This window comes from Scardovia inopinata JCM 12537 (assembly GCF_001042695.1).
Taxonomy (GTDB): Bacteria; Actinomycetota; Actinomycetes; order Actinomycetales; family Bifidobacteriaceae; genus Scardovia; species Scardovia inopinata.
Map to the genome: position 1 here is coordinate 33,278 of NZ_AP012334.1, position 25,805 is coordinate 59,082.

General features: G+C 50.7%; 21 protein-coding genes. 14 read left to right on the plus strand and 7 right to left on the minus strand.

Going from position 1 to position 25,805, the window contains the following annotated elements; translation table 11 throughout:
- Positions 1–40 precede the first annotated feature (40 nt).
- Positions 41–1,021, minus strand: coding sequence for a 23S rRNA (guanosine(2251)-2'-O)-methyltransferase RlmB (rlmB, locus tag SCIP_RS00125; RefSeq protein WP_006292457.1), 981 nt, complete (start codon positions 1,019–1,021; stop codon positions 41–43).
- Between the two features lie 113 nt (positions 1,022–1,134).
- Positions 1,135–2,478 (minus strand): CPBP family intramembrane glutamic endopeptidase, encoded by a 1,344-nt coding sequence (locus SCIP_RS00130; RefSeq protein WP_050752352.1) that lies wholly within the window; start codon positions 2,476–2,478, stop codon positions 1,135–1,137.
- A gap of 298 nt (positions 2,479–2,776) precedes the next feature.
- On the opposite strand from SCIP_RS00130, the gene SCIP_RS00135 reads away from it, so the two are divergent.
- The 4 genes from SCIP_RS00135 (at position 2,777) to SCIP_RS00150 (ending at position 8,139) form a co-directional block, all read left to right on the plus strand.
- The gene (locus SCIP_RS00135; RefSeq protein WP_231288001.1) at positions 2,777–5,773 is read left to right on the plus strand and encodes a cation-translocating P-type ATPase; all 2,997 of its coding nucleotides are present in this window, start codon (positions 2,777–2,779) and stop codon (positions 5,771–5,773) included.
- A gap of 246 nt (positions 5,774–6,019) precedes the next feature.
- Complete coding sequence (locus SCIP_RS00140) at positions 6,020–7,090, plus strand: LacI family DNA-binding transcriptional regulator (RefSeq protein ID WP_040590368.1); 1,071 nt, start codon at positions 6,020–6,022, stop codon at positions 7,088–7,090.
- Positions 7,091–7,231: 141 nt separating this feature from the next.
- Positions 7,232–7,762 (plus strand): nitroreductase family protein, encoded by a 531-nt coding sequence (locus tag SCIP_RS00145; protein WP_006292461.1) that lies wholly within the window; start codon positions 7,232–7,234, stop codon positions 7,760–7,762.
- 35 nt (positions 7,763–7,797) lie between these two features.
- The gene (locus tag SCIP_RS00150) at positions 7,798–8,139 is read left to right on the plus strand and encodes a hypothetical protein (RefSeq protein WP_006292462.1); all 342 of its coding nucleotides are present in this window, start codon (positions 7,798–7,800) and stop codon (positions 8,137–8,139) included.
- Between the two features lie 456 nt (positions 8,140–8,595).
- Here the strand turns inward: SCIP_RS00150 and SCIP_RS00155 are convergent, their stop codons facing one another.
- Together SCIP_RS00155 and dcd are read right to left on the minus strand one after the other, a co-directional pair.
- Positions 8,596–9,456, minus strand: a complete 861-nt coding sequence (locus tag SCIP_RS00155) for a phosphatase PAP2 family protein (RefSeq protein ID WP_115672856.1) — start codon at positions 9,454–9,456, stop codon at positions 8,596–8,598.
- A 41-nt stretch (positions 9,457–9,497) separates the two neighbouring features.
- A complete protein-coding gene (dcd, locus tag SCIP_RS00160; protein ID WP_006292464.1) occupies positions 9,498–10,079 on the minus strand; it encodes a dCTP deaminase in 582 nt (193 codons plus the stop codon).
- 266 nt (positions 10,080–10,345) lie between these two features.
- On the opposite strand from dcd, the gene SCIP_RS00165 reads away from it, so the two are divergent.
- The 3 genes from SCIP_RS00165 (at position 10,346) to ftsY (ending at position 12,975) form a co-directional block, all read left to right on the plus strand.
- Positions 10,346–11,143 (plus strand): alpha/beta hydrolase, encoded by a 798-nt coding sequence (locus SCIP_RS00165; RefSeq protein WP_006292465.1) that lies wholly within the window; start codon positions 10,346–10,348, stop codon positions 11,141–11,143.
- A 76-nt stretch (positions 11,144–11,219) separates the two neighbouring features.
- Positions 11,220–11,705, plus strand: coding sequence for a hypothetical protein (locus SCIP_RS00170; RefSeq protein ID WP_040590369.1), 486 nt, complete (start codon positions 11,220–11,222; stop codon positions 11,703–11,705).
- Between the two features lie 52 nt (positions 11,706–11,757).
- Entirely contained in the window at positions 11,758–12,975 is a 1,218-nt protein-coding gene (gene ftsY, locus SCIP_RS00175) for a signal recognition particle-docking protein FtsY (protein WP_040590370.1), read from the plus strand.
- Positions 12,976–13,009: 34 nt separating this feature from the next.
- Here the strand turns inward: ftsY and SCIP_RS00180 are convergent, their stop codons facing one another.
- Complete coding sequence (locus SCIP_RS00180) at positions 13,010–14,389, minus strand: MATE family efflux transporter (RefSeq protein WP_006292468.1); 1,380 nt, start codon at positions 14,387–14,389, stop codon at positions 13,010–13,012.
- Between the two features lie 182 nt (positions 14,390–14,571).
- Here SCIP_RS00180 and SCIP_RS00185 point away from each other — a divergent pair, with 182 nt between their 5' ends.
- Positions 14,572–16,077, plus strand: a complete 1,506-nt coding sequence (locus SCIP_RS00185) for a threonine/serine exporter family protein (protein ID WP_006292469.1) — start codon at positions 14,572–14,574, stop codon at positions 16,075–16,077.
- Between the two features lie 30 nt (positions 16,078–16,107).
- Here the strand turns inward: SCIP_RS00185 and SCIP_RS00190 are convergent, their stop codons facing one another.
- Positions 16,108–16,458, minus strand: a complete 351-nt coding sequence (locus tag SCIP_RS00190) for a DUF3073 domain-containing protein (RefSeq protein WP_006292470.1) — start codon at positions 16,456–16,458, stop codon at positions 16,108–16,110.
- Positions 16,459–16,647: 189 nt separating this feature from the next.
- On the opposite strand from SCIP_RS00190, the gene trpS reads away from it, so the two are divergent.
- From trpS to SCIP_RS00220, 6 genes are all read left to right on the plus strand, one after another.
- Entirely contained in the window at positions 16,648–17,742 is a 1,095-nt protein-coding gene (gene trpS, locus SCIP_RS00195) for a tryptophan--tRNA ligase (protein ID WP_006292471.1), read from the plus strand.
- Between the two features lie 76 nt (positions 17,743–17,818).
- Positions 17,819–18,787 carry a TatD family hydrolase gene (locus SCIP_RS00200; RefSeq protein ID WP_006292472.1) on the plus strand — a complete coding sequence of 323 codons (969 nt, stop codon included), beginning with the start codon at positions 17,819–17,821 and terminating at the stop codon, positions 18,785–18,787.
- A gap of 162 nt (positions 18,788–18,949) precedes the next feature.
- Positions 18,950–21,595, plus strand: coding sequence for a KUP/HAK/KT family potassium transporter (locus tag SCIP_RS00205; protein WP_081442780.1), 2,646 nt, complete (start codon positions 18,950–18,952; stop codon positions 21,593–21,595).
- A gap of 87 nt (positions 21,596–21,682) precedes the next feature.
- Complete coding sequence (gndA, locus tag SCIP_RS00210) at positions 21,683–23,179, plus strand: NADP-dependent phosphogluconate dehydrogenase (RefSeq protein ID WP_048349239.1); 1,497 nt, start codon at positions 21,683–21,685, stop codon at positions 23,177–23,179.
- A gap of 111 nt (positions 23,180–23,290) precedes the next feature.
- A complete protein-coding gene (locus tag SCIP_RS00215) occupies positions 23,291–24,028 on the plus strand; it encodes a Pr6Pr family membrane protein (protein ID WP_006292475.1) in 738 nt (245 codons plus the stop codon).
- A gap of 37 nt (positions 24,029–24,065) precedes the next feature.
- Entirely contained in the window at positions 24,066–24,926 is an 861-nt protein-coding gene (locus SCIP_RS00220) for an SDR family oxidoreductase (RefSeq protein WP_006292476.1), read from the plus strand.
- A gap of 21 nt (positions 24,927–24,947) precedes the next feature.
- On the opposite strand, the gene pgl is transcribed toward SCIP_RS00220, so the two are convergent.
- Entirely contained in the window at positions 24,948–25,799 is an 852-nt protein-coding gene (gene pgl, locus SCIP_RS00225; RefSeq protein ID WP_006292477.1) for a 6-phosphogluconolactonase, read from the minus strand.
- Positions 25,800–25,805 lie beyond the last annotated feature (6 nt).

The following is a 25,805-nucleotide window of genomic DNA, read 5'->3' on the forward strand; positions in this document are numbered from 1 at the left end:
GTATGGTATGGTCTGTGCATATCTGCTGGCATTCGCTCCATTACTGTGCTTGAGCGCGGGTAGTGTGAACGCTGAAGAGGGCAATTCCTGCTGCCACAGAGGCATTCAGAGACTCTACTAGAGATGTCATGGGGATAGAAACTATGGCATCGCACTGTTCCCGCACAAGCCGGCTGATTCCTTTGCCTTCAGACCCCAGAACAACAATCAGAGGATCAGTTTCGAATCCGCTGTATCCCACTTGAGCGGTGCCGCCACCATCTAAGCCAATGGAGTAGAAGCCTCGTTCCTTGAGACTGTCGATAGCTTTAGTCAGGTTAACCACCCGGGCAACTGGCATATGCGCAGCAGCGCCGGCCGATACCTTCCAGGCAGCTGCGGTCACAGAAGCACTGCGGCGTTCAGGAAGTATGACTCCGCTGGCCCCGAAAGCAGCGGCAGATCTGATAACCGCACCCAGATTCTGCGGATCTGTAACTCCGTCCAGGGCAATAAAAAGCGGCTGTGCCAGAGCTTTGGCTTTTGCTGATGCTGATCCCAGGGCTTGAGCTTTCGCCTCTGCCCTGTCTACCAACTCCTGCAGAGACTTATAGTGGTAAGGAGCTACCTTGATGATTACTCCCTGATGATTGACGCTGCGGGCTATCCTATTCATTTCCAGACGGTCAGCCTCTAAAATTTTCAACCCTTCCAGACCGGCCAGACGGATAATCTCGCGGGTTCGGTCATCATGCTCAATTCGGTTGAGAATATAGAGGACGCTGGAGGGAACATGGGCTTTCAAAGCTTCCAGAACTGCATTGCGGCCGATAACAAAATCATCGGAATCAGAGGTAAATTTGGCAACCCGTCTGCGTGCAGCCAGTCTGGGATCAGCAGCTTTGCGGCGCTCAAGGGCTTTTTTGGCACGGTAAGCCTTGTGATAGACGCGGTCTTCCGCCTTAGGTGTGGGACCATGCCCCCGTAGCTTGGCACGATGCTTGCCGCCTGAACCTTTTTTAGGACCTTGTTGTGAAACCATAGTCTTTATAGTACGCGAAAGATAGTACTCGTCAACGCCCATTTCTTTTTATGTTTTGAGGCTTTTATGCTTGCACCTGGGAGGGGGCAGTCGGGAGGCTGCTGAGGGCAGATTTATCCCTGGTAAGGCTGATAGGACTGATACGGCTGATAGTACTGGTAGGCCTGGTAAGGCTGTGCCCGATAAGGCTGCTGTTGGTACGGGGGTTGCTGATACGGGGGTTGGTACTGGGGTTGATACCCGCTGTAAGCCGGATAAGCCTGATAGGCTGGGTAGTTTTGATATCCCTGATAGGCCGGAGAATATGCAGGAGCTCCCTGATACGCTGGGTAGTAAGGGTAGGGAGGAAGAGGAGTTTGTGCCAGGTGCAGCTGAGGGGCCTTCCTGAACACTTTCAATGTATAGGGAGCAACCGTTGCCTGCTTATACCAACCCAAAAAATGGTTAAGAAGTAGAACGCTGAGGGCAAAAAGGGTGATCATGGCCATATCCTGAGCCAAATTTGCCGCTTGCTCGGGGACACTAATTTTGGATTCATCTGATCCGCCTGCGGTGAAAACACCAAAAAGATATCCCAAAGTTATCATGCTGTTATTGGCGCTGTGAAAAGCGATGCCAGCTTCCAACCCCCCAGTAAAAAGAACCAGGTAGCCCATGATTAATCCCATGAAAAAGATCTGGGCCTTACCCCATAGATGATACTGAGTGTGCATAGAGGCAAAAAACAGACCGGGAACAATAGGTGCAAGGAGCACAAATCGCTGGGGTATCCATCGTCCGAAAGCTTGTAAAATAAGACCTCTAAACAGGTATTCCTCAGCTGCGCACTGCAGAGGAATAATGGTCATAATCACAAGAAAATCAAGGATAAAATTTATTGTATCTATTCCTTTTGGAAGACCATGGTACCCGCCGGACAGCAGACTGGGGCCCCATATAAAGATGAACGTCCAGAAATATGCAGGGATTGCACAAATGAAAAGCACCTTCCATCGCATTTTCCCAAAGCGGTTGGTCACAGTATTTATAGGTCGGCCATCTCCCAGAATAGTTCCAAAGATTACTGGGGGCAAGAAGGATAGGGCGGTGGTACCAAAAGTAGAAAGGACAATTATCCAGTGAGGATTATCCATAGTTAAAGTCATATTCCGGAAGAGATCAGGGTTTGCGACGGATACATCCCAGTTCAGACTTATCAACAGATAGAGGCTTACATATTGGGCCAGACCAACCCAGCCCAGAACAAGAAAGAGGGTGAATAGAGGCCTCCACCACTGGTAACCCTTAACTGTGCGCAAATAATTTATTTGATTGGTAAAATGAAAAATACCACGATCGCGAGGCAGCTGATTATTGTTTCTGGGCTGCTGAACCATGACTCTTGTCGCAGGTATCATGGGCTGGTTGGGCGCCCAGGGGTCCTGATAGTGCTGATAGATAGGGTAGATCTGTTCCATAGTTCCTCTTTTCTTGTTTCTATTGTAGCAATGAGCCTCCCGGAACCCTAAAACTGGAAACGATGGAGGGAGAACAGTCACAGTCAACAACTAGAATAGGGACCTACGTATTCATATCCGCGCAGCATGCAGGTATGGGTTTACCTCTTGGATGCTGACTACTCCGCGGCATTACCATGGAGAAACAATGGCTGGCATTCCCAGTGATGAAGACGTACTCGAGGACAAGGTTTTAGAAAATACCTTGCCTGGGTCTGTCAATTCTAATGCAGCACACCTTGATTCTGATCCTTCTGTTATGCAGGTTCAGAGTGTTGAAGAAGCGCTGAACACCAATCTTACTAGGGGCTTGAGCTCAGCGGAAGCTGCACGAAGACTGCAGAAATTCGGTCCCAATCAGCTGGCTTCTGCTCCCAAAGATCCTGCCTGGAAGAAGTTCTTGCAGCAGTTTCAAGATCCTTTGGTTTATCTGCTCTTGGCCGCTACGGTCATATCTTTTATAGCCTGGATTGTGGAATCCAAAACCAGCCCGCAGACCGCAGAGCCAGCGCCTTTTGACTGTATTGTTATTGTTTTGATTCTTATTATTAATGCGATTTTGGGTTATATTCAGGAAGCCCGGGCAGAACAGTCCGTGGAAGCTTTGGCCAAGATGACGGCTCCACAGTCGACAGTGCTGCGCGACGGCCGGGTACAAACCATTACCACCGCTAGAATCGTTCCCGGGGATGTGCTGGTGTTGGGCGAAGGCGATACGGTGTCAGCTGATGGCCGCCTGTTCACCACAGCTAGTCTGCGGATTGCTGAAGCTTCCTTGACCGGTGAGTCTCTGCCGATTGCTAAGGAATCCAAGGCCTTGGATGCGGTAAAGGCCCTGGGAGATCGAACCAATATGGTCTTCAACGGCACCTCGGTTACTCAAGGCACCGGACGGGCTATTGTAACCAGTACCGGCATGCAGACTCAGGTTGGTAAGATTGCCAATATGCTTTCTCAGACTGAGGAAGATGCTACTCCGCTGCAGAAGGAGATGGATCGGGTAACTAAAGTCCTGGGACTGGCTGTCGTGATCATTGCGGTTGTTGTCTTGGCCGCCCTGTGGATAATTGAAGGATTCAGGTCGGGTCAGGATGTGATTGATTCTCTTCTCCTGGCCGTTTCCCTTGCTGTTGCTGCTGTTCCTGAAGGTCTGGCTGCCATTATGACAGTGGTTTTGGCCCTGGGCGTGCAAAGAATGGCCAAACATCATGCCATTGTAAAGAAGCTTTCATCGGTGGAAACATTGGGGTCTGCTTCTGTTATCTGTTCAGATAAAACAGGGACTCTGACCCGTAATGAAATGACAGTGCAGACGGTCATCACCCTCAGCGGCCAAGCCGTTTTAACCGGTTCCGGCTACGCGCCCGTGGGTCAGCTGTCGTCTGTGGATGGTTCGCAGATTCCTGCTAACAGCGATCTCCACCATGAAATTGTGATGGCTCTGGCTGACGGAGCTTTGGCCAACAATGCCGAGCTTCGCAGAGTGTCACCTGACCGGCTTCAGGAGGCTTCTTCTTCCGGCAGGTCCCGTGATTCAAGAGACGGTGGCAGAACACAGGGTTCCATTGATTTGCGTGGTGCTCATAGGTCTCAGACCGGGAGTAATGCTGGCTGGGAAATTATTGGAGACCCCACGGAAGCTTCTCTGATTGTTGCTGCCCGTAAAATTAAAGCTTTGGATCATTTCCAGGGTTATGAACGGGTAGGGGAGATTCCTTTTACTTCTGAACGCAAAATGCAGACTGTTATTTTCCGCGATAAGTCCAGCAACAATGAGCTCTCCGCCCTGGCCAAGGGGGCACCTGATGTTCTTCTGGCCCATTGTTCTCATATTTTGGTGGGCAGTGCTGTTCGGCGGATGACCGAAGGAGACAGACAGGACATACTGGCCCGGGTGGAAGACCTGTCGTCCCAGGCCTACCGCACTCTAGGCCAGGCTTACCGACCTCTGCATGTACGGTCCCTGGGGCAGATTGAGGGGATCAGAACTGATTCCACCGGCGATGTTCCCGATATTTCCCTTCAGGCAGATGTGATTGAACAAGGATATATCTGGACTGGTATGGTAGGAATCATTGATCCTCCCCGTACAGAGGTTGCCAGCTCTATAGCTGAAGCGCATAGGGCAGGAATTCGGACCATCATGATTACGGGCGATCATCCCTTGACCGCCAGCCGTATTGCTACCGATTTAGGGGTCATTTCAGCTGATGATCCTCCTGCCCTTACCGGCGATCAGCTTGATTCCATGGATGATAAAGAATTCACCAAGGCTGTCAGCACAGTGTCTGTCTATGCCCGGGTTGCTCCGGAGCACAAGCTGCGGATTGTCGAAGCTCTGCAGAAACAAGGGAATATAGCAGCTATGACCGGAGATGGTGTGAACGATGCTCCTGCTGTCAAATCTGCTGATATTGGTGTGGCCATGGGAATCACTGGTACTGAAGTTACCAAGGAATCTGCCAAGATGATTCTGGCTGATGACAACTTTTCCACCATTGTGGAGGCAGTGAAGGAAGGACGGGTTATTTTTGATAATATTCGCAAATTCCTTCGCTATCTGCTGAGCTCCAATGTAGGTGAAGTCTTCACTGTTTTCTTTGGCGTTGTTTTCGCAGGATTTCTGGGGATTACCTCTCCTCAATCACGAGGTGTGGTTGTTCCTTTGTTAGCAACCCAGCTTCTATGGATTAATCTTCTGACTGACGCAGCACCTGCCCTGGCCATGGGGGTTGACGGACAGACTGATGATGTCATGTCCCGTCAGCCGCGCAAAACAACGGAAAGAGTTATCGACGGACCCATGTGGGGAGATATAGCCTTCATTGGAATTGTAATGGCTATTGTTACCTTGATCGGCATGGATCTCTATCTTCCGGGCGGAATATTCACTGATGGTCCCGCCCTGGCGACAGTTGCAGGCAGATCCCATGAGCAGCAGATGGTCATGGCCAGAACCATGGGTTTTACTATTCTGGTCTTCGCTCAGCTTTTTAACGCTCTGGCATCCCGGTCAGCTACAAAATCTGCTTTTAGTGGCATGTTCACCAATAGATGGCTCTGGGGGGCTATCGCTCTCTCTATTATTCTTCAGCTTGCCGTGATCTATATTCCTGTTTTTAATACTGCTTTTGGAACAACTCCTCTTCATTGGCATCAGTGGTTTGAGGCTCTAGGGCTGGCTGCTTGTGTGCTGCTTGCTTCTGAGCTTTATAAGCTGATTATGCGGAGTCTAGCCAAGAAGAGAGAAGAGTAGTAATAAATTAATAAATCCGTTGTTATCAGCCAGGATTTATTAGCCAAGATCAGACAACCCCCATCCTTCAGATTCAACACGCTGGAGGGTGGGGGTTTGTACGTTCACCAATGTTGTTAGGATAGGAAAAGACAGCAATGATGAATGTCGTACAAGGGGAAATCGTTCATTTTTACTATCAATCCGGCAGTGATTGCTGGTGTACAATGTACCTCTTGTGCACTTTGTGAAACGGGGCTTGGGAATATGGTGAGCATTCGGGATGTAGCGCGGCTGGCACACGTGTCGCATCAGACGGTGTCTAATGCCATTAATTCGCCGGAAGTCGTTTCTCGTGAAAAGCTCAAGCGAATTCAGGATGCAATCCGTGAATTGGGCTACAGGCCCAATGCTTCTGCCCGGCGTCTGCGATCCGGGCAAACCGACACCATCGCTTTGGGGATTGCCATTGGAGGCAATCGCGCTCCGTCTCCTATCTTCGACGCTTTTTTGCATCTTCTCGCTGAACATGCCAATGAGTTGGATAAGAGAATTGTGCTCTATCCTCGTAAAGATGAACAAAGCGAGCTTGCTCATATTGCAGAGCTTCGGGAACAATCTGATATAGATGCCATTATTATTAATGAGCTGGAAAAGAAAGATGGCAGGCCGCAGTGGCTTTTAGATACCAATCAGCCTTTTGTGCTTTTTGGCCGTCCCTGGGGTCTTCCTGAAGAGACTGCTCAACGTATTCCCTGGGTGGATGTCAATGGTTATTCGGGAATTAGGCAGATTACGGAGAAGCTGATTCGCCAGGGTTGTAGGAGAATCAGTTTTCTAGGCTGGGATAGCGGCACTGGTACAGCTCAGGATCGGGAAAGCGGTTGGCGTGATGCTATGCTGGCCAACCACCTCTATGATGATGAGCTGGATTCGTGGTCAATTGGAACTCAGGAATCAGTTGACGCTGGTTCGCAGGCTGCTCTGGAACTCTTTTCGCGACATGAAGCCATAGATGCGGTTGTTTGCGCATCAGATACCTTGGCCGTAGGAACAGTTGTTACTATGGGTAGGCTTTTTGAGCAGAGCTATATGGCTTCGTTAGAGCGCACCTCTCCTCAGATTCCCTTGCCGCAGAGAACCGTGGTAACCGGTTTCGATAATTCGTCCTTGGCGCAGGCTTTCTCTATCCCCTCTGCTGAGCAGCCACTTGACCAGGTTGCAGGCATATTAATCCGTATGATTGCTGATATGTCCAAGGGGGAAGAGGTTACAGCTGACAAAAAGTGGCATCATCTGTTGGAGCCTAAAATAATTTGGCGGAACCGAATAGGTTAGACAGATTGGAGAAGAGTAGGCAGGAGAAAAAGCAGAAGAAAAAAAGTTGTTCTCTCGCAAGAGAGCGACTACAATAAGGGTACTATGGTTGGCAGCTTGAGCTCTAAACCATTAATAAAATTGCCAATAGGGAGGTATGCAATGGATGCATATGAATTATTGGAAAGTAGAAAATCTGTTCGTACATACACAGGTGAAGCGGTACCTGGTTCACAGGAGAGTCGGATTCTTCGTGCTGCCGAGCTTGCTCCGGTTGGTATGGGGCGGTTCGAAGATTTTCATCTGACTGTTATAAAAAATCCACAGATACTCAAGCAGATTGAGCTGGCAACAGCATTAATGCTTGGTAAGCCTGATGCTCATCCTCTTTACGGTGCTCCGGAACTAGTCTTGGTCAGCGCTAAAGATCCTGAGCAGAAAGGGAATGTGGCTTATTCAGGTGCAGCCATTATTGCTCACAATATGGTGTTAGCAGCAGAAAATCAGGGGCTAGGAGCCTGCTATATTTGGGGAGCCGTTGCTGCCTTGAATCAGAATCCTGATCTGGTTTCCGCTCTGGAGCTGCCGGAAGGCTTCCTTCCTTGCTGCGGGGTTATTTTTGGCGCAACGACAGAGACTTTCACTCCCCGCGAGGTAGATAGCGAGCGTATCAGGACAAATGTCCTAAGTTAATAACTAGTTGAGGCTAAGCGGAACACAATTGTATTGTGGGGTTTTTATGTATTGATTGGGCGGTTATTCGTAATCAACGGACAGCCGCACCTGCGCTGAAGATAGGAAAGACTGCTGCTATTGCTACTGCCGTTGGTTTAATCGCAGTATTCCCTGCTTATGGTCTAGTTAAAGATTTTGAAGATTTTCCAGTGGAAGCAAGAACGACAGCAACTGTTTGTCAGCGGGCAGAGTCAGTCACGGTTTGTGTTTGGCCGGAAAATGCAAAAAATCTATCTGTTTTTGTTTCTGTCCACGAGTTTGGCAGAGATATGCTGTTGGAGCTTACCTCTGCCCGGAATCTTCTTATTGCTGATGCTCTTGCTCTTGTTTTTTGACGGCAGTAATAGTTCTGGAGGGGTTAATATGCACCTTTAATCAGGAAATTGCTCTCGCTTGTTTTGCCTCGGCTCGAACCTTCTTCTGCCTGGCCGGCATGGGCATTGTGGCCTCAAGATGGAGCAGCCCCCGGCTTGGTGAAGCATTCCCTTTTATTTACATTTTTCTTTGTTCTGTTGTCGGTTTAAATGGCGATTCGACAGTTCCTTTTTTGGCAGTTTCCACTCGATTCGGCAGTCAGTTATGAATCCCTGATATTCTCTCTGCTGATCGGCTTGCTCTTGTTTTTCTCCGATATTCCCAACAGATGTCGCAGATAGCTGGTCTTCCTTTATCGAATCTTGTCTTTTCAGTTTTGTCTTTCCAGATAGAAGGAGGATATTTTTTGGTCCAAACCTCTATGATCGGCTCTCTGGCAGGGGTTGCCGCAGGGGTCATCGCAGGGGAAGGATTTTTTAATTATTTGTATTTCCCGAAGAAATATACTGGGGGTGGTGGGAATCTCCAGAATGCTCGAGATTGCTGTGAATATGCCGGGCAGTATGCGGCCTCGCTTCCTTCTGTCCGTTTATATTGCGCCCGCCTGGTGCCTGTCGGCCGCTTATGTGCGCGTCTGCCTCAGGTTTTTCCTCCTGGCGTTTGGCAATCCAGGCATAAGCCAGGGCAACACAGCCCAACCAGGCCAGACCTACTGCTAAGCCTCCCAGAACATCTGTTACCCAATGCTGAGCCAGGTAAATCCTACTAAAACCGACCATGAGGGGCATCACAGTGCAGAGGACAGTAATCAGGATTTTTTGTGCCGTAGTTATGGTTGCATACAGGGCAATAAGGGCTAATGTTCCGTAGAAAACAGTTGAATTAAGAGTGTGCCCTGAAGGGAAGGAGTAGGGATCTTCCACTTTGCCAACCTGATAATTGATATCCGGCCGCGGCCGGTTGACGATATGCTTGAGAATCCAGGTGATAATTCCCGATCCAACGATGGAGCAGACGATAAATGCAGCCTGAACTTTATGCTTGGTCAGCCAGAATGCGAGAGCAGCCAAGGCTACCCAAAGCACAGTCATTGTGGTCGAGCCTAGGAAAGTAAAGATTTTTGACAGAAGTACCATAGGTCCAAAACGGAAAGCTGCAACGGTGCGGACAACTCCGGTATCCAGCGGTTTTGATGCTGAGGTTCCCAAAGCTAACATGTCAATAAAAGCAACAATCAGACCGACGGTAATCATGGCCTGTGGCAGAATGGTGCGCACAGGGTGTACCGATGAAGGATACTTTGCCCGGGTCTGACTATAGTGAATCCTGTAAGCCATGCTCTTAGTATGTCACAAGCAGTTTACTTGCTGGTGTCTGTTTATTTGCTCACGTCTGCCCGGTAGAAATTCTCATAGGATCGGGAAGGAGTTGGTCCCCGCTGACCCTGGTAGTGGGAACCATTTTTTCCGTTTCCATAAGGGAATTGTGCAGGCGAGGACAGATCGAAGAAGCACATTTGTCCAATTTTCATTCCAGGCCACAGCTTGACTGGCAGATTGCTCACGTTAGACAGCTCCAAAGTGATATGACCCTCAAAACCGGGATCCACAAAACCAGCTGTGGAGTGGGTCAGAATACCCAGACGGCCAAGGGAACTCTTGCCTTCCAAGCGAGCAGCGATAGTTGGGTCCAGCTTGACATACTCCCAGGTCGAGCCCAAGATAAATTCGCCAGGGTGAAGAATCCAGGGCTGGCCGGGGTCAACTTCAAACTGCTGAGTCAGATCCCCCTGATTTTCTGCAGGGTCCACATATGTGTACTTGTAATTATTAAAAATTCGGAAAAATCTGTCGAGCCGAACATCAATCGAGGCAGGCTGAACCATTTCTTCAGTCCAAGGAGTGAGGTTGATTCTGCCCTGATCATGTGCTTGCTTAATATCGCGGTCAGAAAGAAGCATAATTGGTATCCTTGATTGTCTTGTTCCGGCTGAATGGGGACTCAGGCCGGTAGCTTCATTATCTTAAAAAACTTTCTGCTTTTAGTTTACTGAAAAAGCTTGAAAATTTCTGAATTGGCTATGTTGCAACCATGAACGGGAATCATCGGTGCCAAGTTTTGCCTGAGTTTATGCCGCCTGTCTTCCGGTATTCAGGCCGGTCATGGTTAGCCGAGAGACCAGTTTTTTAGACAAAGACAATCGTCAAGAACTGCTATGGTAGCACTATGGCAGATTACAGGGATATTGATCCCGGCGGTGAATCACATGTGGTCAGGGGGCATTTTGGTGATCCGGTCCGGGTGGAAGATGTGCTCTGGTCCAGGGGACGAGGCCTGAATAATCCCCGCCGTCCTCTCTTTCTTCTCCTGCATGGGTGGGGATCCAACGAGCAGGATATTGCGGATTTTTTCAGCAGCTATATTTCTCCTTTCAGCGACTATGCCTCCCTTCGAGCTCCTCTGACACTTCTGGATCCTCACGATCAGGATCCTCTGTCCGGTATGGATGGGATTGACCTTTCCTCTTCTTGGAATAATGAGCCAGGCGCCTACAGTTGGTTTCATGAATCAATTCCTACTGGAGAAGATTTGGATAGAGATATATTTCAGGCTGCCAGGGCCATTGATTTATGGGTGGAGGAATCCATCCCCCCGGAGAGGAAAGTTCTTCCTTTCGGTTTCTCTCAGGGCGGGGCTTTGGCTGTTCACCTCTTACGGCTCAATCCCCGGCGATATACGGCTGCTGTCTGCTTGTCCGGTTTCCTTGCCCCGGCTATAGTTGATGGTACCGCTCCGGCAGACAAGGAGTTGACGGCTCTGGCTCCGCCTGTTTTCTATGGTTATGGACTGAAGGATGAGGTGGTTGCTAAATTTGAGTCATCTGCTCTGGCCGCCTTTCTGGAGGAAAATACGTATCTGAAAATGAGAGAATATGCTCCTTTGGATCACTCCGTCAGCCTGGATGAGTGCACTGATATTCGCCAGTGGTTGATGGATATTGGCGCTTCCAGCGGGGTTATGTAAAAAGTCTCATGGATGAATCCCCCTTATGGGCGCCTACTTATGGATTACTTATGGATAGGTGGGTACAATACAAAGTATGAACGGTCTCTTTGTAATCATCTTCTGGGTGCTTGTGGTGGTGGCAGTACTCGGTTATGTCCTCTGGCGAGCCCAGGGTGATTCTAAGCGGACCGGTTTATCTTCCGGTATTGGGTCTGTTGAGCATATAGACAGCGATGACAGTGACAATCAGTCCGATAACCAGGTTGGCCGCCTTGCGGGACAGCCAATGTCTTTTGCTCCTCAGCCCGGGGTTCATGAGTGGGCCCGACAGGAGCGGGAACAGGTATCGACTGAGTCAACAATGGAGTCACCGGTTTATTTAGGCAAGGGATCGACAGCTGTATCTGTCAGGGCAGTTGAGCCGGGAACAGGGGCTCACGATCGGGCATCGGCAGATAAGGAAAGCCGTCCAGATGACTCTGCTTCTTCTGGTACAGATGGGTCCACAGCTTCTGCTGATGAGGAATTCTCCAGCACTTTCGACAGAATTGTCCGATATGATAACCTGGATAAGTTTTGATATTACACGATTTCCCAGGTAAGAGACCTGCACAGTGTAAGGAGACAGAGAAATGAGCACTGAGACAATTATTGTCATAGCCCTGGTGGCCCTTCTTCTCGTGGCAGCTATTACTGCCGGGATCATTGTAGGTGTGAAGCATTCAGGCGTTAGGAAGCAGAAAGAACAGCAGACAGGGCAAGAGCAAATTCCAGGGTCTCAGTTACCAGCAGAAACAGGCGCTGTACCAGCAGAAGCAGGTGGTGCAAAGTCGGAGGCCTCTGAGAGCTCAGCTAATCCACCGTCAGCAGCAGCCCCACAGGAAGCATCGGTTTTAGAAACACTCGAAGCTCCTGAAAAACCCCAGTCTCGCATTGTCCGACTGCGCTCCGAACTTGCGGCCAGCGCCAATCCCTTCGGAAAAGTCCTCTTTTCTATCCTCACCAGGGATAATCTGTCTGAATCAGACTGGGAAGATGTGGAAGATACTCTTCTTCTTGCTGATGTGGGGGCTGATACCAGCGAAGACCTGGTTAATCAGCTTAAAACTGATGCCCGTATAACAGGCCAGAAAGATCCAGCAGTGGTTCGTTCCATGTTACGCTCCAGACTCCTGAATCTGGTAGACTCCACCATGGATCGATCCCTTGCAGCCCACCGGCAGAAGGATGATTCCACTGTCCCATCCGCCATCATCATGGTAGGAGTCAACGGATCTGGAAAAACGACTACAGCTGGTAAGCTGGCTCGGCTTTTTGTTGCCGAGGGGAAGAGCGTTATCCTTGGCGCTGCCGATACTTTCAGGGCAGCAGCGGCCGATCAGCTGGAAACCTGGGGTAGCCGCATCAATGTTCCTGTTGTACGCAGTGACCATGAGGGAGCCGATCCTGCCTCTGTTGCCTTTGAAGCTGCGCAGAAAGCCCGGGATAGTCACGCCGATGTGCTCATTATTGATACAGCAGGCCGGTTGCAGAATAAGGCTAATCTCATGGACGAACTGGGCAAGATCCGCCGGGTGACCGAAAAGACCCTGCCTGTCGATGAAGTTCTTCTGGTCTTGGATGCAACTACTGGCCAGAATGGGCTAGAACAAGCCCGGGTTTTTTCTCAAGCAATAGGCATCACCGGTGTTGTCCTGACTAAGTTGGACGGTTCAGCCAAGGGTGGCATTGTCATTTCTGTTCAGAAGGCTCTGGGAGTGCCTGTCAAGCTGGTCGGGCTGGGAGAGGGGCCGGACGATCTGTCTGACTTCGATCCCGAATCATTCGTAGATGGAATCTTAGGAGATTAAGCGGGCAGGCTGCTGTTTCCTGGGTAGCAGTTTATTAATAGTTCTTCTTTTCTGATTTTTCTATAGCTGACAGCATCCAAACACCTTTCTTCGCCCGCAGGCCATTGGTACCAGCCCGCAGACCCATAAAGATAAGGTTGAAAACCAGCCAGAGGAGTACAATCTTTATTTCTTCAGACTGGACCTGGAACAGACGCAGGCTGGCTTGCATAAGGGTCAGGCCAAGGAACTGGCCTAAAGCTGCCAGAGAACAGGCCTTAGCCAGATAAACAAAATCTCCGGCTCCAATGAGAATCCCATCCAAAGCCCACATCCAGCCCTGCAGAGGGAAAAATAGGGCAAGGACCATCATAGAGATACTGATCAGATGCTGCAGCTGGGGAACAGGGCTGAAGAAAGCTGGCCCCCACAAACCAAGGAAGAAAAAAATCAGACCGACCAGGACCCCCAGCCAGGCACCGGATTGAGCGATCAAAGAAGTCAGATAACGGGTGGTAACCGTATCTTTTTCTCCCAGGGACCTGCCTACCAGAGCCTGGCCTGCAATGGCAACTGAGTCCAGGGTGTTAAGGGCAAAATTCCAGGCAGAGTTAACAGCCTGATAGCTGGCCAGGACCTGGGTCCCCATGGCCGCAGCGGCCATGACAGTAGCTACCATAGCTGCCCGCAGAGCTAGAGTTCGGATAAACAAGGGGAATCCATCGCCTATGTTTTGTGCCAGACCTTCCTTTGATGGTTTCAGCGGTACTGATCGAACCCGGGCGTGCAGGATGACCAGGGCAGACAAGAAGAGACCCATAGCCCACTGGGCCAGGCAGGTGGCCAAACCTGAACCAAGTACTCCCAGGTGAGCCCCAAAAATAAAGACAAAATCAAGCAGTGTGTTCAGGGCGGCTGACCCCACTGCTGCCCACAAAGTAACGGTTACTTTCTGTAAGCCGCGAAAAATACCATTTACCGCATAAACCAACAGCATTCCCGGAGCTCCCAGGACTACAGCCCTGGTATAGATGACAGCCTGAGTCAGATCCTGGCCCCTCGCCCCAATCGCCCAACAGAGGGGGCTGGCTCCGGCAAAGAGGCCGGCTGCAAGAATCAACCCAATTCCCAGGGCCAGCCACATACCGTTAATACCTGATCGTAGACCCGCCCTGACCTTGCCGGCTCCCATCAGTATGGCCACATGGGAGGTGGTGGAGTAAGCAAGAAAATTGCAGAGGCCAAGAGCAGTCAGGATAATGGTCGATCCCACAGACAAACCGGCCAGGGAACTGGTTGAAATATGGCCCACAATGGCAGTATCAATGAGAACAAAAGCAGGCTCTGCAATCAATTGACCAAAAGTGGGAACGGCCAGATGGAACAGCTGCTTTCGGGTTGCAGCCCGGTCGAAAGAGGCTGGTGTCTGAGTCATAAGAGCTCATTATAATCACTTCCCGGCCTGTCGTCACAAGGCTTCACAATGAAGGAGTGGGATTCAAGGATTTTATAAGCAACTCTGCGAGAAAATATAGGCAGAAGTACAGCAAAGAAAACATCCGTCAGAGAGGACTGCTCGACAACCGGAGATTTCACAGTCATTCCATCCCCCTCGACATGGATGACGTGGTAGCCGACCTTGATAAATCGGTGACTGAAGCTGGCCTGCCCGCCAAAGCCAGCGTGATTGTACGGGCAGGGGCTCTTGACCTGGCCAGCGGAACAGGGAGCTTCCGGGTTCGAGAGCTCATGGATCGCATTGCTGCCACAATGGGGGTCTACGTGCGGGCAGATGTTAACTTAACCGATATTGAAGCCTCTTGCTCTGACGGGACGTACAGGGTAACTGAGGTGGTTGATCTGCCTACCGTGGGGGTTAATACCGAGCGGATTTGGCTTATGGAACATTTTACCGATTGGCTCAGCGTCAGCTTGGGAAGGCGGGGAACGTACCACCGGGCTGCTGATGCCTCCCAGAATTTTATTGCCCGTCTGACCAATGAAAAGAAAAGCAGTATTGCCCCCATCCCTGATATTATCGGCGATGCCGACAGGGGGGATGCTTCAGCTCCGGCTGCGGAAGGCTGCAATCCTGCTCAGCCCGGCCAATCTGTCCGAACCGTTAGACCCGCCCCTGTCACTGTTCGCCAGATTCATGAGCGTCTGGACGCCATCGAGTACCGTCACCACCTTTATAGCTTAGCCTTGCAGGTACTGGCGGCAGCGGTCTCCTGCGCATCCTTTACTTTTCTCCTGGGGGGAGGACCAATAGACATGGCCGCTGCCTTTATTGGAGCTGGCTGTGGTCAGTTTGTTCGCAGCCGGCTGAACGGCCGCCATATGAATCAGTTTTTTGTGACTGCCCTCGCAGTAGTAATCGCAGCCTTTGTCAGCATTGGTTCTCTGCGTCTTCTGGGCATGTTCTATCCAGCTGCCCTGGCTCACGATACTGCATACATTGGGGCTATTCTTTTTGTGGTGCCTGGTTTCCCTCTCATTACCGGGGGTCTGGATATTGCCAAACTGGATATTTCTTCCGGCGTTCAGCGGGCTGTGTATTTTTTGGCTATCATCACTGCCGCTACTTTAGCTGCCTGGGCTGTGGCTGACGTTGTTCATCTGACTCCAGGAGGTTTTGCCGAATTTTCCATGAACCCCTGGCTGAGGTTAATTCTGCGCTTCATCACTGCATTTGGGGGAGTTTGGGGGTTTTCCGTCCTCTTTAATTCTCCTCAGCGGATGGCCTGTGTAGCGGCAGTGATTGGTGCCTTGGCAGACACGTTCCGCCTGGAAATCATTGACTACTGGCATACTCCCATTGAAGCTGCTGCTTTTTTGGGAGCCTTGGCAGCAGGACTCCTGGCTTCTGCCTGGAGGATTGCGGTCCGGCATGGGTTGATCGAGCCGCAGTATGGCTTTCCCCGTATTACTCTGACCGTTCCCTCCATTGTGATTATGGTTCCGGGACTGTATATGTATCAGGCCGTCTATTACCTGGGCCAGCTGAACTCAGGGGCAGCTCTTAATTGGATTTTCAGGGCGGTTCTCGTGGTAGTTTGCCTACCAATTGGCCTGGCTCTAGCTCGAATCCTGACCGACCGCAGCTGGCGGTACGACGTATAAAGGCTTGAAGCCTAAAGTGAAACCTAAAGTTTAGTCCTGCTTGGGCTTGGACTTAGGTTTGGGCTTTAAAGCACTGGGCATAGGAATCTTGGGAAAGGGCTTATGCGGAACAGGCTTTTTAGCAGCCTGAGATTCAGCTTTTTTGGCGGCCTCGGCTGCCCAGGCAGCATAATCATCCAAATCAGGAGTGGTGTCATCTTCCCGCAGACTGTTCTTATCTGTCTGGCTTATACTGTCTTCCTGCCTGTCGTCCTTTTCAGTTTCTTCGGCTTCCTGGGATGACAGCTCTTTCTCCAGCTCGTTGTAATCCGTATCTGTGGTCATATACTTGAGTTTTCGAGCCATCTTTGTTTGTTTTGCCTTCTGACGTCCCCGGCCCATAAAAAAACTCCTTTGCCAACTTGGCTACTGTGATACGTATATAATCATCATCAAGTAGGATACCACGAACTATGGTTGTCTGCAGAAATTTTTATGATGAGAGCATCATCTTGACCAGATTTTTACGTTTCTGAGGGTGTCGGATTTATTCTGCTGCCCTAATTTTATAATTTTATAAGGAGCTGACTCATGGCAGACAAGGAAAAACAGGTGACTGCGGCGGGAAATAAAATCAGCGCCAGCTATGAAGCAGCTAAAAGGCGGTCTGATCAGACTCTGGCTGAACTTAATGCTCAGCCAGAGAAATTCATTATGCTGACCGGAGACAGGCCTACGGGCCGCCTGCATTTGGGGCATTATTTTGGAACCTTAACAGAGCGAGTCCGTATGCAGAACTTGGGCGTTCATACTAATATTCTGGTTGCTGACTATCAGGTGATTACAGACCGGGATACTACTGAACATATTGAAGATAATGTTCTTAATCTTGTGGTGGATTATCTGGCTGCTGGAATTGATCCCACTAAAACCATGATTTTTGCCCATTCGGCTGTTCCCGCTGAGAATCAGCTTATGCTTCCCTTCCTTTCCCTGGTGACTGAGGCTGAGTTGCACCGCAATCCTACTGTGAAATCCGAAATGGAAGCTTCCGGTCATGCTTTAACCGGTCTCCTCCTGACCTATCCGGTTCATCAAGCCTGTGATATTCTATTCTGCAAGGGGAACGTTGTCCCCGTTGGCAAAGATCAGCTTCCTCATATAGAAATTACCAGGACCATAGCTCGCCGGTTTAATGAACGGTATTCCCCCACAAAACCTGTGTTTACTGAGCCCACCGCCATTTTGTCTGATGCCTCGGAGATTCCTGGCCTTGATGGCCGCAAAATGAGCAAATCATACGGAAATGCTATCTTCTTGGGGGCTACCGCTGAAGAGACTGCCAAGCTTATTAAAAAAAGTCCCACAGATTCGCAGCGCATGATTACTTTCGATCCGGTGAACCGTCCTCAGGTCTCTGCCCTGCTGACAACAGCCGGCCTGGTTACAGGCCGCGATCCTCGGGAAATTGCTTCAGATATCGGCAATGCCGGTGCTGGGGCCCTGAAGCAGTATGTGACCCAGTCGGTCAATGAATTCCTTGCTCCTCACCGGCAGCGGCGGCAGGAACTGGCTGCTGACATGGATTATGTTCGAGATATCCTGCACGAAGGCAATAAGAAGGCCAATCAGATAGCTCAGGAAACCCTGGACCAGGTTCGGGAAGCCATGGGGATGACCTACTGACTGGGGCCGGATTCCTGCCGGTTCAGGAGCAGAATAGGAATAATCTGCGCTGGCATAACTCATAAGAAGTATCAGCATGTCTAAGAAAAAGCATAGGGACAGATCCTGGGCCCCATCTCCCCCGGCCCTGCCTGTCCCAGTAACGGATAACCACACTCACTTGGTATCAGTTGTGGGGTTTTCCCGGCAGATGGATGAGCAGGCCAGGGATCGGGGACAGAATCCAGTCCCCGTTTACAGTCCTGACCAGCTTCTCTCTCAGGCCGCTTCGGCAGGGGTTGGCCGAATTATTGATGTGGGCTGTGAACTCCCTCATCTGCAGGCAGCTGTGGATCTGGCCCTGGCTCATTCTGGACAGGTTTATGCAGCCCTGGCGATTCACCCCAATGAGGCTGTTCTTCATGGGCATCATGGGGACCCTGGTCCTGATGGGCTGGAAATTACATATCAGCCCTGGCATGATCTGTCTTTCGATGAAGCTCTGTCTCGGGTGGAACAGCTGGCCAGAAGCAATCAGGGCTTGGTGGTTGCCATAGGGGAGACCGGATTGGACTATTACCGGACGGGGCCCCGAGCCCGCCGCCTGCAGATTGATGCTTTTCGAGCCCATATAGACCTGGCTAAAGAATTGGGTCTGCCCCTGCAGATACATGACAGGAATGCTCATGAAGATGTTGTTTCAATCCTTCTGAAAGATAAGGCTCCTGAGGGCACTATTTTCCACTCATATTCCGCTGGCCCTGAAATTGCTCAGATTGCCCGGGAACAGGGCTGGTACCTGAGTTTTTCCGGGACTGTTTCTTACAAAGGCAATGATCGGATTCGTCAGGCTTTACAAACTATAGATCTGCATCACATCCTGGTAGAAACAGACGCTCCCTATTTATCTCCCATGCCCTATCGGGGAAGAACCAATGCCCCCTACCTGATCCCCTATACCCTGGCTTCCATGGCGGATACTGTGGATATGCCCTTGGAAGCTCTGGCTGAATTGGTAGAAGGGAACACCAGAAGAGTCTATCATCTTCCTGTCCAGGGCCGCTGATTACTCCTGTGGGTTGCCTGTGGGTTGCCTGTGGGTTGGAGGTCTGTGATTGGGAGTTTTTGACTTCCGGAGACCTGGTGCAATGCAGTATTTTTGCCGATTGTGTATATACCGTGATAAAGTAGCGGGTTGATTATCTCTAGGTGCAAAACACGCTGACAGATGCCGGATGGTCTGGCGCAGATAGGTGGAGTTTATATGATGCAGCAGGGCAGGAAGTCTTTCCAACAGATTATTGCTGACAGCAGCAGTGAGGGTGGGTCTGATTCCCGGAACCAGGCAGATTCTCCTGTGAGTTCGAATGACGCTGGCGATAAGGGTCTTCGCCACCTGGTGCACGATACCAGCCTTGCTCGGGCGGTGACCGCTTCCGCAACAGGAGATGGGGTTCAGGAGGGTTCTTCAACAGGATCCAAAAAGATTTCTCCGGCTTCCAAGGAAGCCAAGCCTGCGGCTGTTGCCGCCGCCCTGGATGAGACCGGACCGATTATTCCTAGTGAGGGGATTGCCAGCGCTCCTGTCATCTCCGATCAGGCTATCTCTCCTGAGGAGGTGGAGGAGAAAAAGCGGGCTAAGGAGGAAGCGCGTAAATCAGCTGAACTGAAGAATGCCCGGGCCCGCACCCCCCTTGGCCGCTGGTGGCATAAGCTTCAGGCCTCTCCCGATAAGATTTCTCTGGGAATGTGCATTGTCACTATGGGTGTGGTCTACGGAGACATCGGAACCTCTCCTCTCTACCTGGCTCAGTCATTTGTTTCCGGCCAGGGCGGGATCCGCTATGTTGACCGCACTTCTGTTTTGGGTATGCTCTCCCTGCTTTTCTGGTCTATTACCCTTATCACTACTGTCAAGTATGTACTTATTGCCATGAGGATTGATAACAGGGGTGAAGGCGGTATTTTTGCCCTCTATTCCATGGTCAAACGCTTTGCCAAATGGTTGTGGATCCCAGCAATGATTGGTGGGGCTGCGTTTTTAGCTGACTCTGTTTTGACCCCGGCTGTTTCTATTTCTTCTGCTGTGGAAGGATTAAGGACCCTGCGGGCTTTTGAAAATGTGTTTACGGTTAATCCCCAGCTAACTTTGGCTATTACTGTAATCATTATTGTTATTCTTTTTGCTGTTCAGTCCCGGGGAACAGAACGGATTGGCCGGGTTTTCGGGGTAGTGGTGGCTATCTGGTTCACCTTCATGGCTGTGGTGGGAATCATTGCCATTGGAAACGACTGGTCTATTTTTGCTGCTCTTAACCCCTGGTATGGTCTGGAATACTTGCTGAATCTGAATGGTGCCAACAGGGCTGGGTTGGCTATCATGGGAACTGTTTTTCTGGCAACCACCGGTGCTGAGGCCCTCTACTCCGATATGGGCCATGTGGGCAGAGGAAATATTTACGCCACCTGGCCCTTTATTTTTATCTGCCTGATTTTCAATTATTTTGGGCAGGGAGCCTGGATGATCCGCAACCAGAACAACAAGGCCCTCTGGTCTGCTCCCAATGTCAACCCCTTCTTCCAGACCATTAATCCCACCCTGCGCTACGTTGCCGTTATCCTGTCAGTAGCAGCAGGCGTAATTGCTTCGCAGGCCTTGATTACCGGCGCTTTCACTATGGTTTCGGAAGCTACCGGCCTTAACTGGATGCCTCACCTGCAGGTTCGGTACCCAGCCAGGACCCGGGGTCAGCTGTATATCCCTACAGTGAATTTTGTCCTTTGCGCGGCAACCCTGGTGGTGCTCATGATTTTCCAGAATTCTGAACGTATCACCAACGCTTACGGCCTGGCCCTGACCGTTACCATGATTACCACTGTCGTTCTTCTCATGGCTTACATGTGGTATGCCCAGAAGAGACGGGTCCTGGCCCTGATCTTTGGGGTGGTTTTCTTAGCTATTCAATCCCTCTTCTTCATCTCTTCCCTTTCTAAGTTCTTCACCGGCGGCTGGTTTACCACCATCTTGACTATCGTGATTTTTACCATCATGTATACCTGGGATACAGGCACCAGGATTGAGCGGTCTCAGCGCCGGCACATGTCGCCTGAAGACTTCCTGCCTGCCCTGAATATTCTGCATAAAGATAAATCCGTTCCTTTGTATGCAGATAATTTGGTTTATCTAACCTCGGACAGCGAACTCCGTCGTCTCGATACCGATATTTTCTACTCCATTTTTGCAGATCATCCCAAGAGGGCTCACGCCTGGTGGGCTGTATCGGTTCAGGTGACCGATGCTCCCTATACCCGGGAATATTCGGTAGAAAACTTCGGCACGGATTTTCTTTTCCGAGTTCGAATGCGGTTGGGATTCAAGGTGAATCAAAATGTATCCACCTATCTGCATCAGATCATGCATGAGCTGATTGATCAGGGGACCCTGCCTCCTCAGGAAACCATTTATCCTAAGGTAGATAACGATCCACAGATTGGCACTATCAACTATGTGCTGATTCACAAAGCCTTAATGCCTGAATCTAAAGTGGATGTCAGGGGAGCTCTGTCTCTGAGAATCAAGTATGCTATCCGCCATATGGCGGGTTCTCCGGTCAAGTGGTTTGGTTTGGCTGCTTTTAACCCCAGAATTGAGGTTCAGCCCCTCTTCGTTCAGGTTCAGCCTATTCCTCCTTTGACTCAGGTTGCCCTGCGCAAAACCAAGCGACCGATTACTTTGGATGAGATTCTTGTCCGAAAGGCACAGAAGCACAAGAACGACACCGAGGAAATGGATGAGGTTTCGCCTACTTCCTCAGCTGCCGGCTCCCCAGCTGTCAACTCCTCGTCTGCCGGCTCGTCTGCCGCAGCTGAATAAAATTTCTCACAGCCGAAAAATAGAATAAGAGTTTTCTGTTTCCGCTGCTTTCATTAGAATGAGAACAGCGACTAGTAGGAGGTCCTTATGGTAGAAACAAGTGCAGCACCAAGACTGACATCCACTGCTGCAGACGGCGAGAAGGCAAATATTGGCGTGATTGGCCTGGGAGTTATGGGCGCCAGTCTTGCCCGGAATTTGGCCCATCAGGGCAATGTTGTTGCCGTATATAATCGTCATACTGATAAAACTGCTGACTTCATGAAGCGGTACGGGGCAGAAGGCTCATTTATCCCCGCAGCTACTCTTCAGGAATTGTCTGATTCTCTGGCCAAGCCCCGCAAGGTTATCTTGATGATCACCGCTGGCCGGGCAACTGATGCCGTTATTGATGATCTGCTGGGAATTTTTGAACCGGACGATATTATTATCGATGGAGGAAATGCTTACTTTGAAGATACCATGCGCAGGGAGAAGAATGTGCGCGAGCACGGTCTGCATTTTGTAGGCTGTGGTATTTCCGGCGGTGAGGAAGGTGCTTTGAAGGGACCGTCCATGATGCCCGGTGGAACCGACTGGTCCTGGAACTATCTGAAGCCGATTTTTGAATCGATCGCTGCCAAGGCAGAAGGGGAACCATGTGTGACCCACATTGGGGAGAACGGTGCCGGGCACTTTGTTAAGATGGTTCACAACGGCATTGAATATGCTGATATGCAGCTTATTGGTGAAAGCTATGATCTTCTTCGCCGTGGCCTGGGACTTACCCCTAAGGAAATCGGAGATATTTTTGATCAGTGGAACAAGGGCGAGCTGAATTCCTATCTGGTAGAGATCACCTCTGACATTCTGCACCACACTGATGCTGCAAGCGGCAAGCCCTTTGTGGACGTGGTTCTTGATGTGGCCGGCATGAAGGGAACCGGCACCTGGACGGTGCAGACTGCTCTCTCCCTGGCCACTCCTGTGACCGGTATTGCTGAAGCCGTGTTTTCCCGCGGATTATCTGGACAAAAAGAACAGCGTCAGGAGAACCGCCGGAATCCTCTGGCTGGTCCTGATGGAACCATTGACCTGACAGATGATCAGAAGGAAGCCTTTGTCGAGGCTGTTCGTCAGGCCCTCTATGCTTCCAAGATCGTGGCTTATGCCCAGGGGTTTGATGAGATCAATGCCGGCGCCCAGGAGTATGGCTGGCATATTGATTTAGGGGCTGTTGCCCGCATTTGGCGCGGAGGCTGCATTATTCGGGCCAAGTTCCTGAACCGGATTTCTGATGCATATGATTCTGGCAGGACCTTCAGCTCCCTTCTCTTTGATGATTACTTCAAGAAAGCTGTTGAAAATGCCCAGGAATCCTGGCGCCGTGTGGTAGCTGCGGCCGCTCAGGCCGGTATTCCGGTTCCTGCTTTTGCCAGCTCCCTGTCTTACTACGATGGCCTGCGGTCTGACCGTCTGCCTGCGGCCCTGATCCAAGGGCAGCGTGATTTCTTCGGAGCTCATACCTACAAGCGGGTTGATAAGCCCGGTACCTTCCACACTCTCTGGGCTCAGGAAGGCCGCCAGGAGATCCAGGAAGCCTAAGCAGGGCTACCAAGCAAGCCGCCAGAGACCGAAACAGCTCCCGGCATCCCCTGCAAAGCCTTTCTCACGACGGGGAACTGGAAGGGGAACTGGGGCAGTGGAAGGAAACCTATGCCAACAGGAAGACCATCAGGAAAGTCCTCACGGAGATCAGGATCCGGCAGTCGCCGGGGCTTGATCCCAGGTACCCGCCCTGCCCTGTGGATTAACACCATAGTTGCCTGGGGCGGGGTTATCCTGACCAATACCCTGTCTGCCCTGGGAAAGTTTAAAGATGAAAAGGCCAGCTTTGGTCTCTTCGGCTACTACCCTCAGGTAACAGCCACATGGAGTAGCCGTCTGATCCAGCAGCTGTCATACTTCACCATGTGGTCCAATATCATGGTTGCCCTGGTCACCCTTATGCTGGTAGTAAACCCGACAAAACGCACAGTTTGGCGCAAGGGGCTGCATCTGTCTGCCCTGATCATGATTCTGGTAACAGCCGTAGTTTATGCAACCGTTATTGCCCCCTATAATCACCTGCAGGGCTGGTCGCGGATTACTAATCCCTGGCAGCACATAGTGACCCCGGCTCTGACTTGGTTTGTATGGCTTATCTGGGGCCCTCGAGACCTATCGGGCAAGGGGGTCATTCCGCGCTGTATACTTATTCCCATGATGTGGGTAGGGTGGATCTTTCTCTACGGCTGGCAGACAGGAGAATACCCCTATGGTTTTATCAATGTACCCAAAATAGGCTACCTTCTGTCAATCCGCAATATTCTGGTGGTTTTAGCCGGAGCCTTGATTGCGTGCTGGCTTGTTAAAGGACTGGATCTGGTTCTGAGACGGATAACAAAAAGATAAAATTTTATAATTATAAAACTACTCTGGAGGAATCTTTATGACAGATACTGCTCGTCCTGCCCTGGCTTTAACCGGGGTCAGCGGTCACATAGGAAGTATGGTTGCCCGTCTTTTGGCAGACAGTGGTTATGTTTTCCGTATGTTGGCCCGTAAGGCTTCTCTGGACCGTCTTCCCCAGTATGAGGGCTGCCCCCGTTGTCCCTTTGTTTATGGAGACGATCCTTCTACTCGTGCCGCTCTGCAGGGAGTGGATACGGTTCTTATGGTCTCTGCCCGGGAGAGTCTTGACCGGGTCAAGGAGCATCAGGGATTTGTCGATGCTGCCCTGGCTGCCGGTGTTCGTCAGATTGTCTACATTTCCTTTGATGCTGCATCTGATGATGCTGATTTCACCCTGGGGCGGGATCATTATGCTACCGAAGAATACATCAAAAAGTCTGGTCTTGACTACACCTTCCTCAGGGATAACTTTTATCTGGAAGCTCTGATCAGTTGGGCCCAGCCCGGAACCATCGCAGGACCGGCTGGCGACGGAAAGGTGTCTGCGGTCTCTCAGAAAGATGTAGCTGCTGTGGCAGCAGCTGTTCTGCGCAACCCCCGTCTTCACTCTGGTCGGACCTATACTTTGACTGGACCCGAAGCTTTTACTCTGCAGGAGTTTGCTGACCGCCTTACCAAAGCTGGCAGGAAGACCACCTACAAGAACGAGACCCTGGAAGAGGCCTACGCCAGTCGGCGGGAGGCATACCAGGTTCCTCAATGGGAATTGGATGCTTGGGTATCAAGCTACACGGCCATTGCCTCTGGCCGCCTGTCTGGGGTGACGCATGATATTGAGCTGGTTACCGGTCATGCCCCCCTGTCTATAGAAGATGTGCTCAGGTCGCAGGAGGAATAAGCACAAGGCAGAACTGTGAGCTCAGCTGAGCTCACAGGCAGAATCTTTGTCCAGGAACCAGAGGGTTTCCTCTGTTCCCTGGGCAAAAGAACTGGGGAAATCTCCATTGTTTGGTTCCCGAAGGGCTCGGGCTGCAGCTGTGGCCTTGCTTGTCCCTGTGGTAACAACCCATACATAAGGTGTGGATTGAATAAATGGCGCTGTCAGTGTCAGTCTCAAAGGGGGAAGTTTGGGAGAGTCCACCACTGGTAAAACCAGAGTGTTGTTGTCCTGTACAAAAATCTGTGGATAGCCGGGGAAAAGAGAGGCAAAATGGCCATCCGGTCCCATGCCAAAGAGGGCAATATCCAGGTGACCTTTATCTCCTAGTTGGTTAAGTAACTCATCTTGATAAGTTGAGGCTGCCGTCTTCAAAACAGCCAGATTGGCATCAGTATCGTTTCTGTCAGCTTGGATTTTTTCAGGATCGCGGGGTTCGGCAGGCATCTCATGAATATTAGCTTCCGGCAGCCCATGATGGTTGGTGAGATTATCAAGCCAGGCCTTCCTCGCCTGGAGGGCATTTCGGTTCTGGTCATTCTGAGGAACAAAACGCTCATCCCCCCACCAAAAATGGATACGGGAAAAATCTAGGGATGCCACCAGACAGGAGAGGGAATCTCCGCTATCTTTGCCGTCGACAACGGTTCGGGCAAGTTTCAGGAGGGCAATCCCGTCGGTACCACCGGTGAGGGCAATATCAACCCGATTTTGCTTATCCAAAAGCTGGGCAGTCCGCTTCAGCATTGCGGCGGTGACAGAGGCGAGAGCGTCATCTCGGCTGGGGTATATCAGGGCGGTTTTGGAACCAAATTCGTGAGTATGTACAGTCATATTTCC

Coding starts and splice junctions, on each gene's coding strand:
- rlmB (WP_006292457.1), bottom strand. CDS start 1,021: ATGGTTTCACAACAAGGTCCTAAAAAAGGTTCAGGCGGCAAGCATCGT.
- SCIP_RS00130 (WP_050752352.1), bottom strand. CDS start 2,478: ATGGAACAGATCTACCCTATCTATCAGCACTATCAGGACCCCTGGGCG.
- SCIP_RS00135 (WP_231288001.1), top strand. CDS start 2,777: ATGCAGGTTCAGAGTGTTGAAGAAGCGCTGAACACCAATCTTACTAGG.
- SCIP_RS00140 (WP_040590368.1), top strand. CDS start 6,020: ATGGTGAGCATTCGGGATGTAGCGCGGCTGGCACACGTGTCGCATCAG.
- SCIP_RS00145 (WP_006292461.1), top strand. CDS start 7,232: ATGGATGCATATGAATTATTGGAAAGTAGAAAATCTGTTCGTACATAC.
- SCIP_RS00155 (WP_115672856.1), bottom strand. CDS start 9,456: ATGGCTTACAGGATTCACTATAGTCAGACCCGGGCAAAGTATCCTTCA.
- dcd (WP_006292464.1), bottom strand. CDS start 10,079: ATGCTTCTTTCTGACCGCGATATTAAGCAAGCACATGATCAGGGCAGA.
- SCIP_RS00165 (WP_006292465.1), top strand. CDS start 10,346: ATGGCAGATTACAGGGATATTGATCCCGGCGGTGAATCACATGTGGTC.
- SCIP_RS00170 (WP_040590369.1), top strand. CDS start 11,220: ATGAACGGTCTCTTTGTAATCATCTTCTGGGTGCTTGTGGTGGTGGCA.
- ftsY (WP_040590370.1), top strand. CDS start 11,758: ATGAGCACTGAGACAATTATTGTCATAGCCCTGGTGGCCCTTCTTCTC.
- SCIP_RS00180 (WP_006292468.1), bottom strand. CDS start 14,389: ATGACTCAGACACCAGCCTCTTTCGACCGGGCTGCAACCCGAAAGCAG.
- SCIP_RS00185 (WP_006292469.1), top strand. CDS start 14,572: ATGGATGACGTGGTAGCCGACCTTGATAAATCGGTGACTGAAGCTGGC.
- SCIP_RS00190 (WP_006292470.1), bottom strand. CDS start 16,458: ATGGGCCGGGGACGTCAGAAGGCAAAACAAACAAAGATGGCTCGAAAA.
- trpS (WP_006292471.1), top strand. CDS start 16,648: ATGGCAGACAAGGAAAAACAGGTGACTGCGGCGGGAAATAAAATCAGC.
- SCIP_RS00200 (WP_006292472.1), top strand. CDS start 17,819: ATGTCTAAGAAAAAGCATAGGGACAGATCCTGGGCCCCATCTCCCCCG.
- SCIP_RS00205 (WP_081442780.1), top strand. CDS start 18,950: ATGCCGGATGGTCTGGCGCAGATAGGTGGAGTTTATATGATGCAGCAG.
- gndA (WP_048349239.1), top strand. CDS start 21,683: ATGGTAGAAACAAGTGCAGCACCAAGACTGACATCCACTGCTGCAGAC.
- SCIP_RS00215 (WP_006292475.1), top strand. CDS start 23,291: ATGCCAACAGGAAGACCATCAGGAAAGTCCTCACGGAGATCAGGATCC.
- SCIP_RS00220 (WP_006292476.1), top strand. CDS start 24,066: ATGACAGATACTGCTCGTCCTGCCCTGGCTTTAACCGGGGTCAGCGGT.
- pgl (WP_006292477.1), bottom strand. CDS start 25,799: ATGACTGTACATACTCACGAATTTGGTTCCAAAACCGCCCTGATATAC.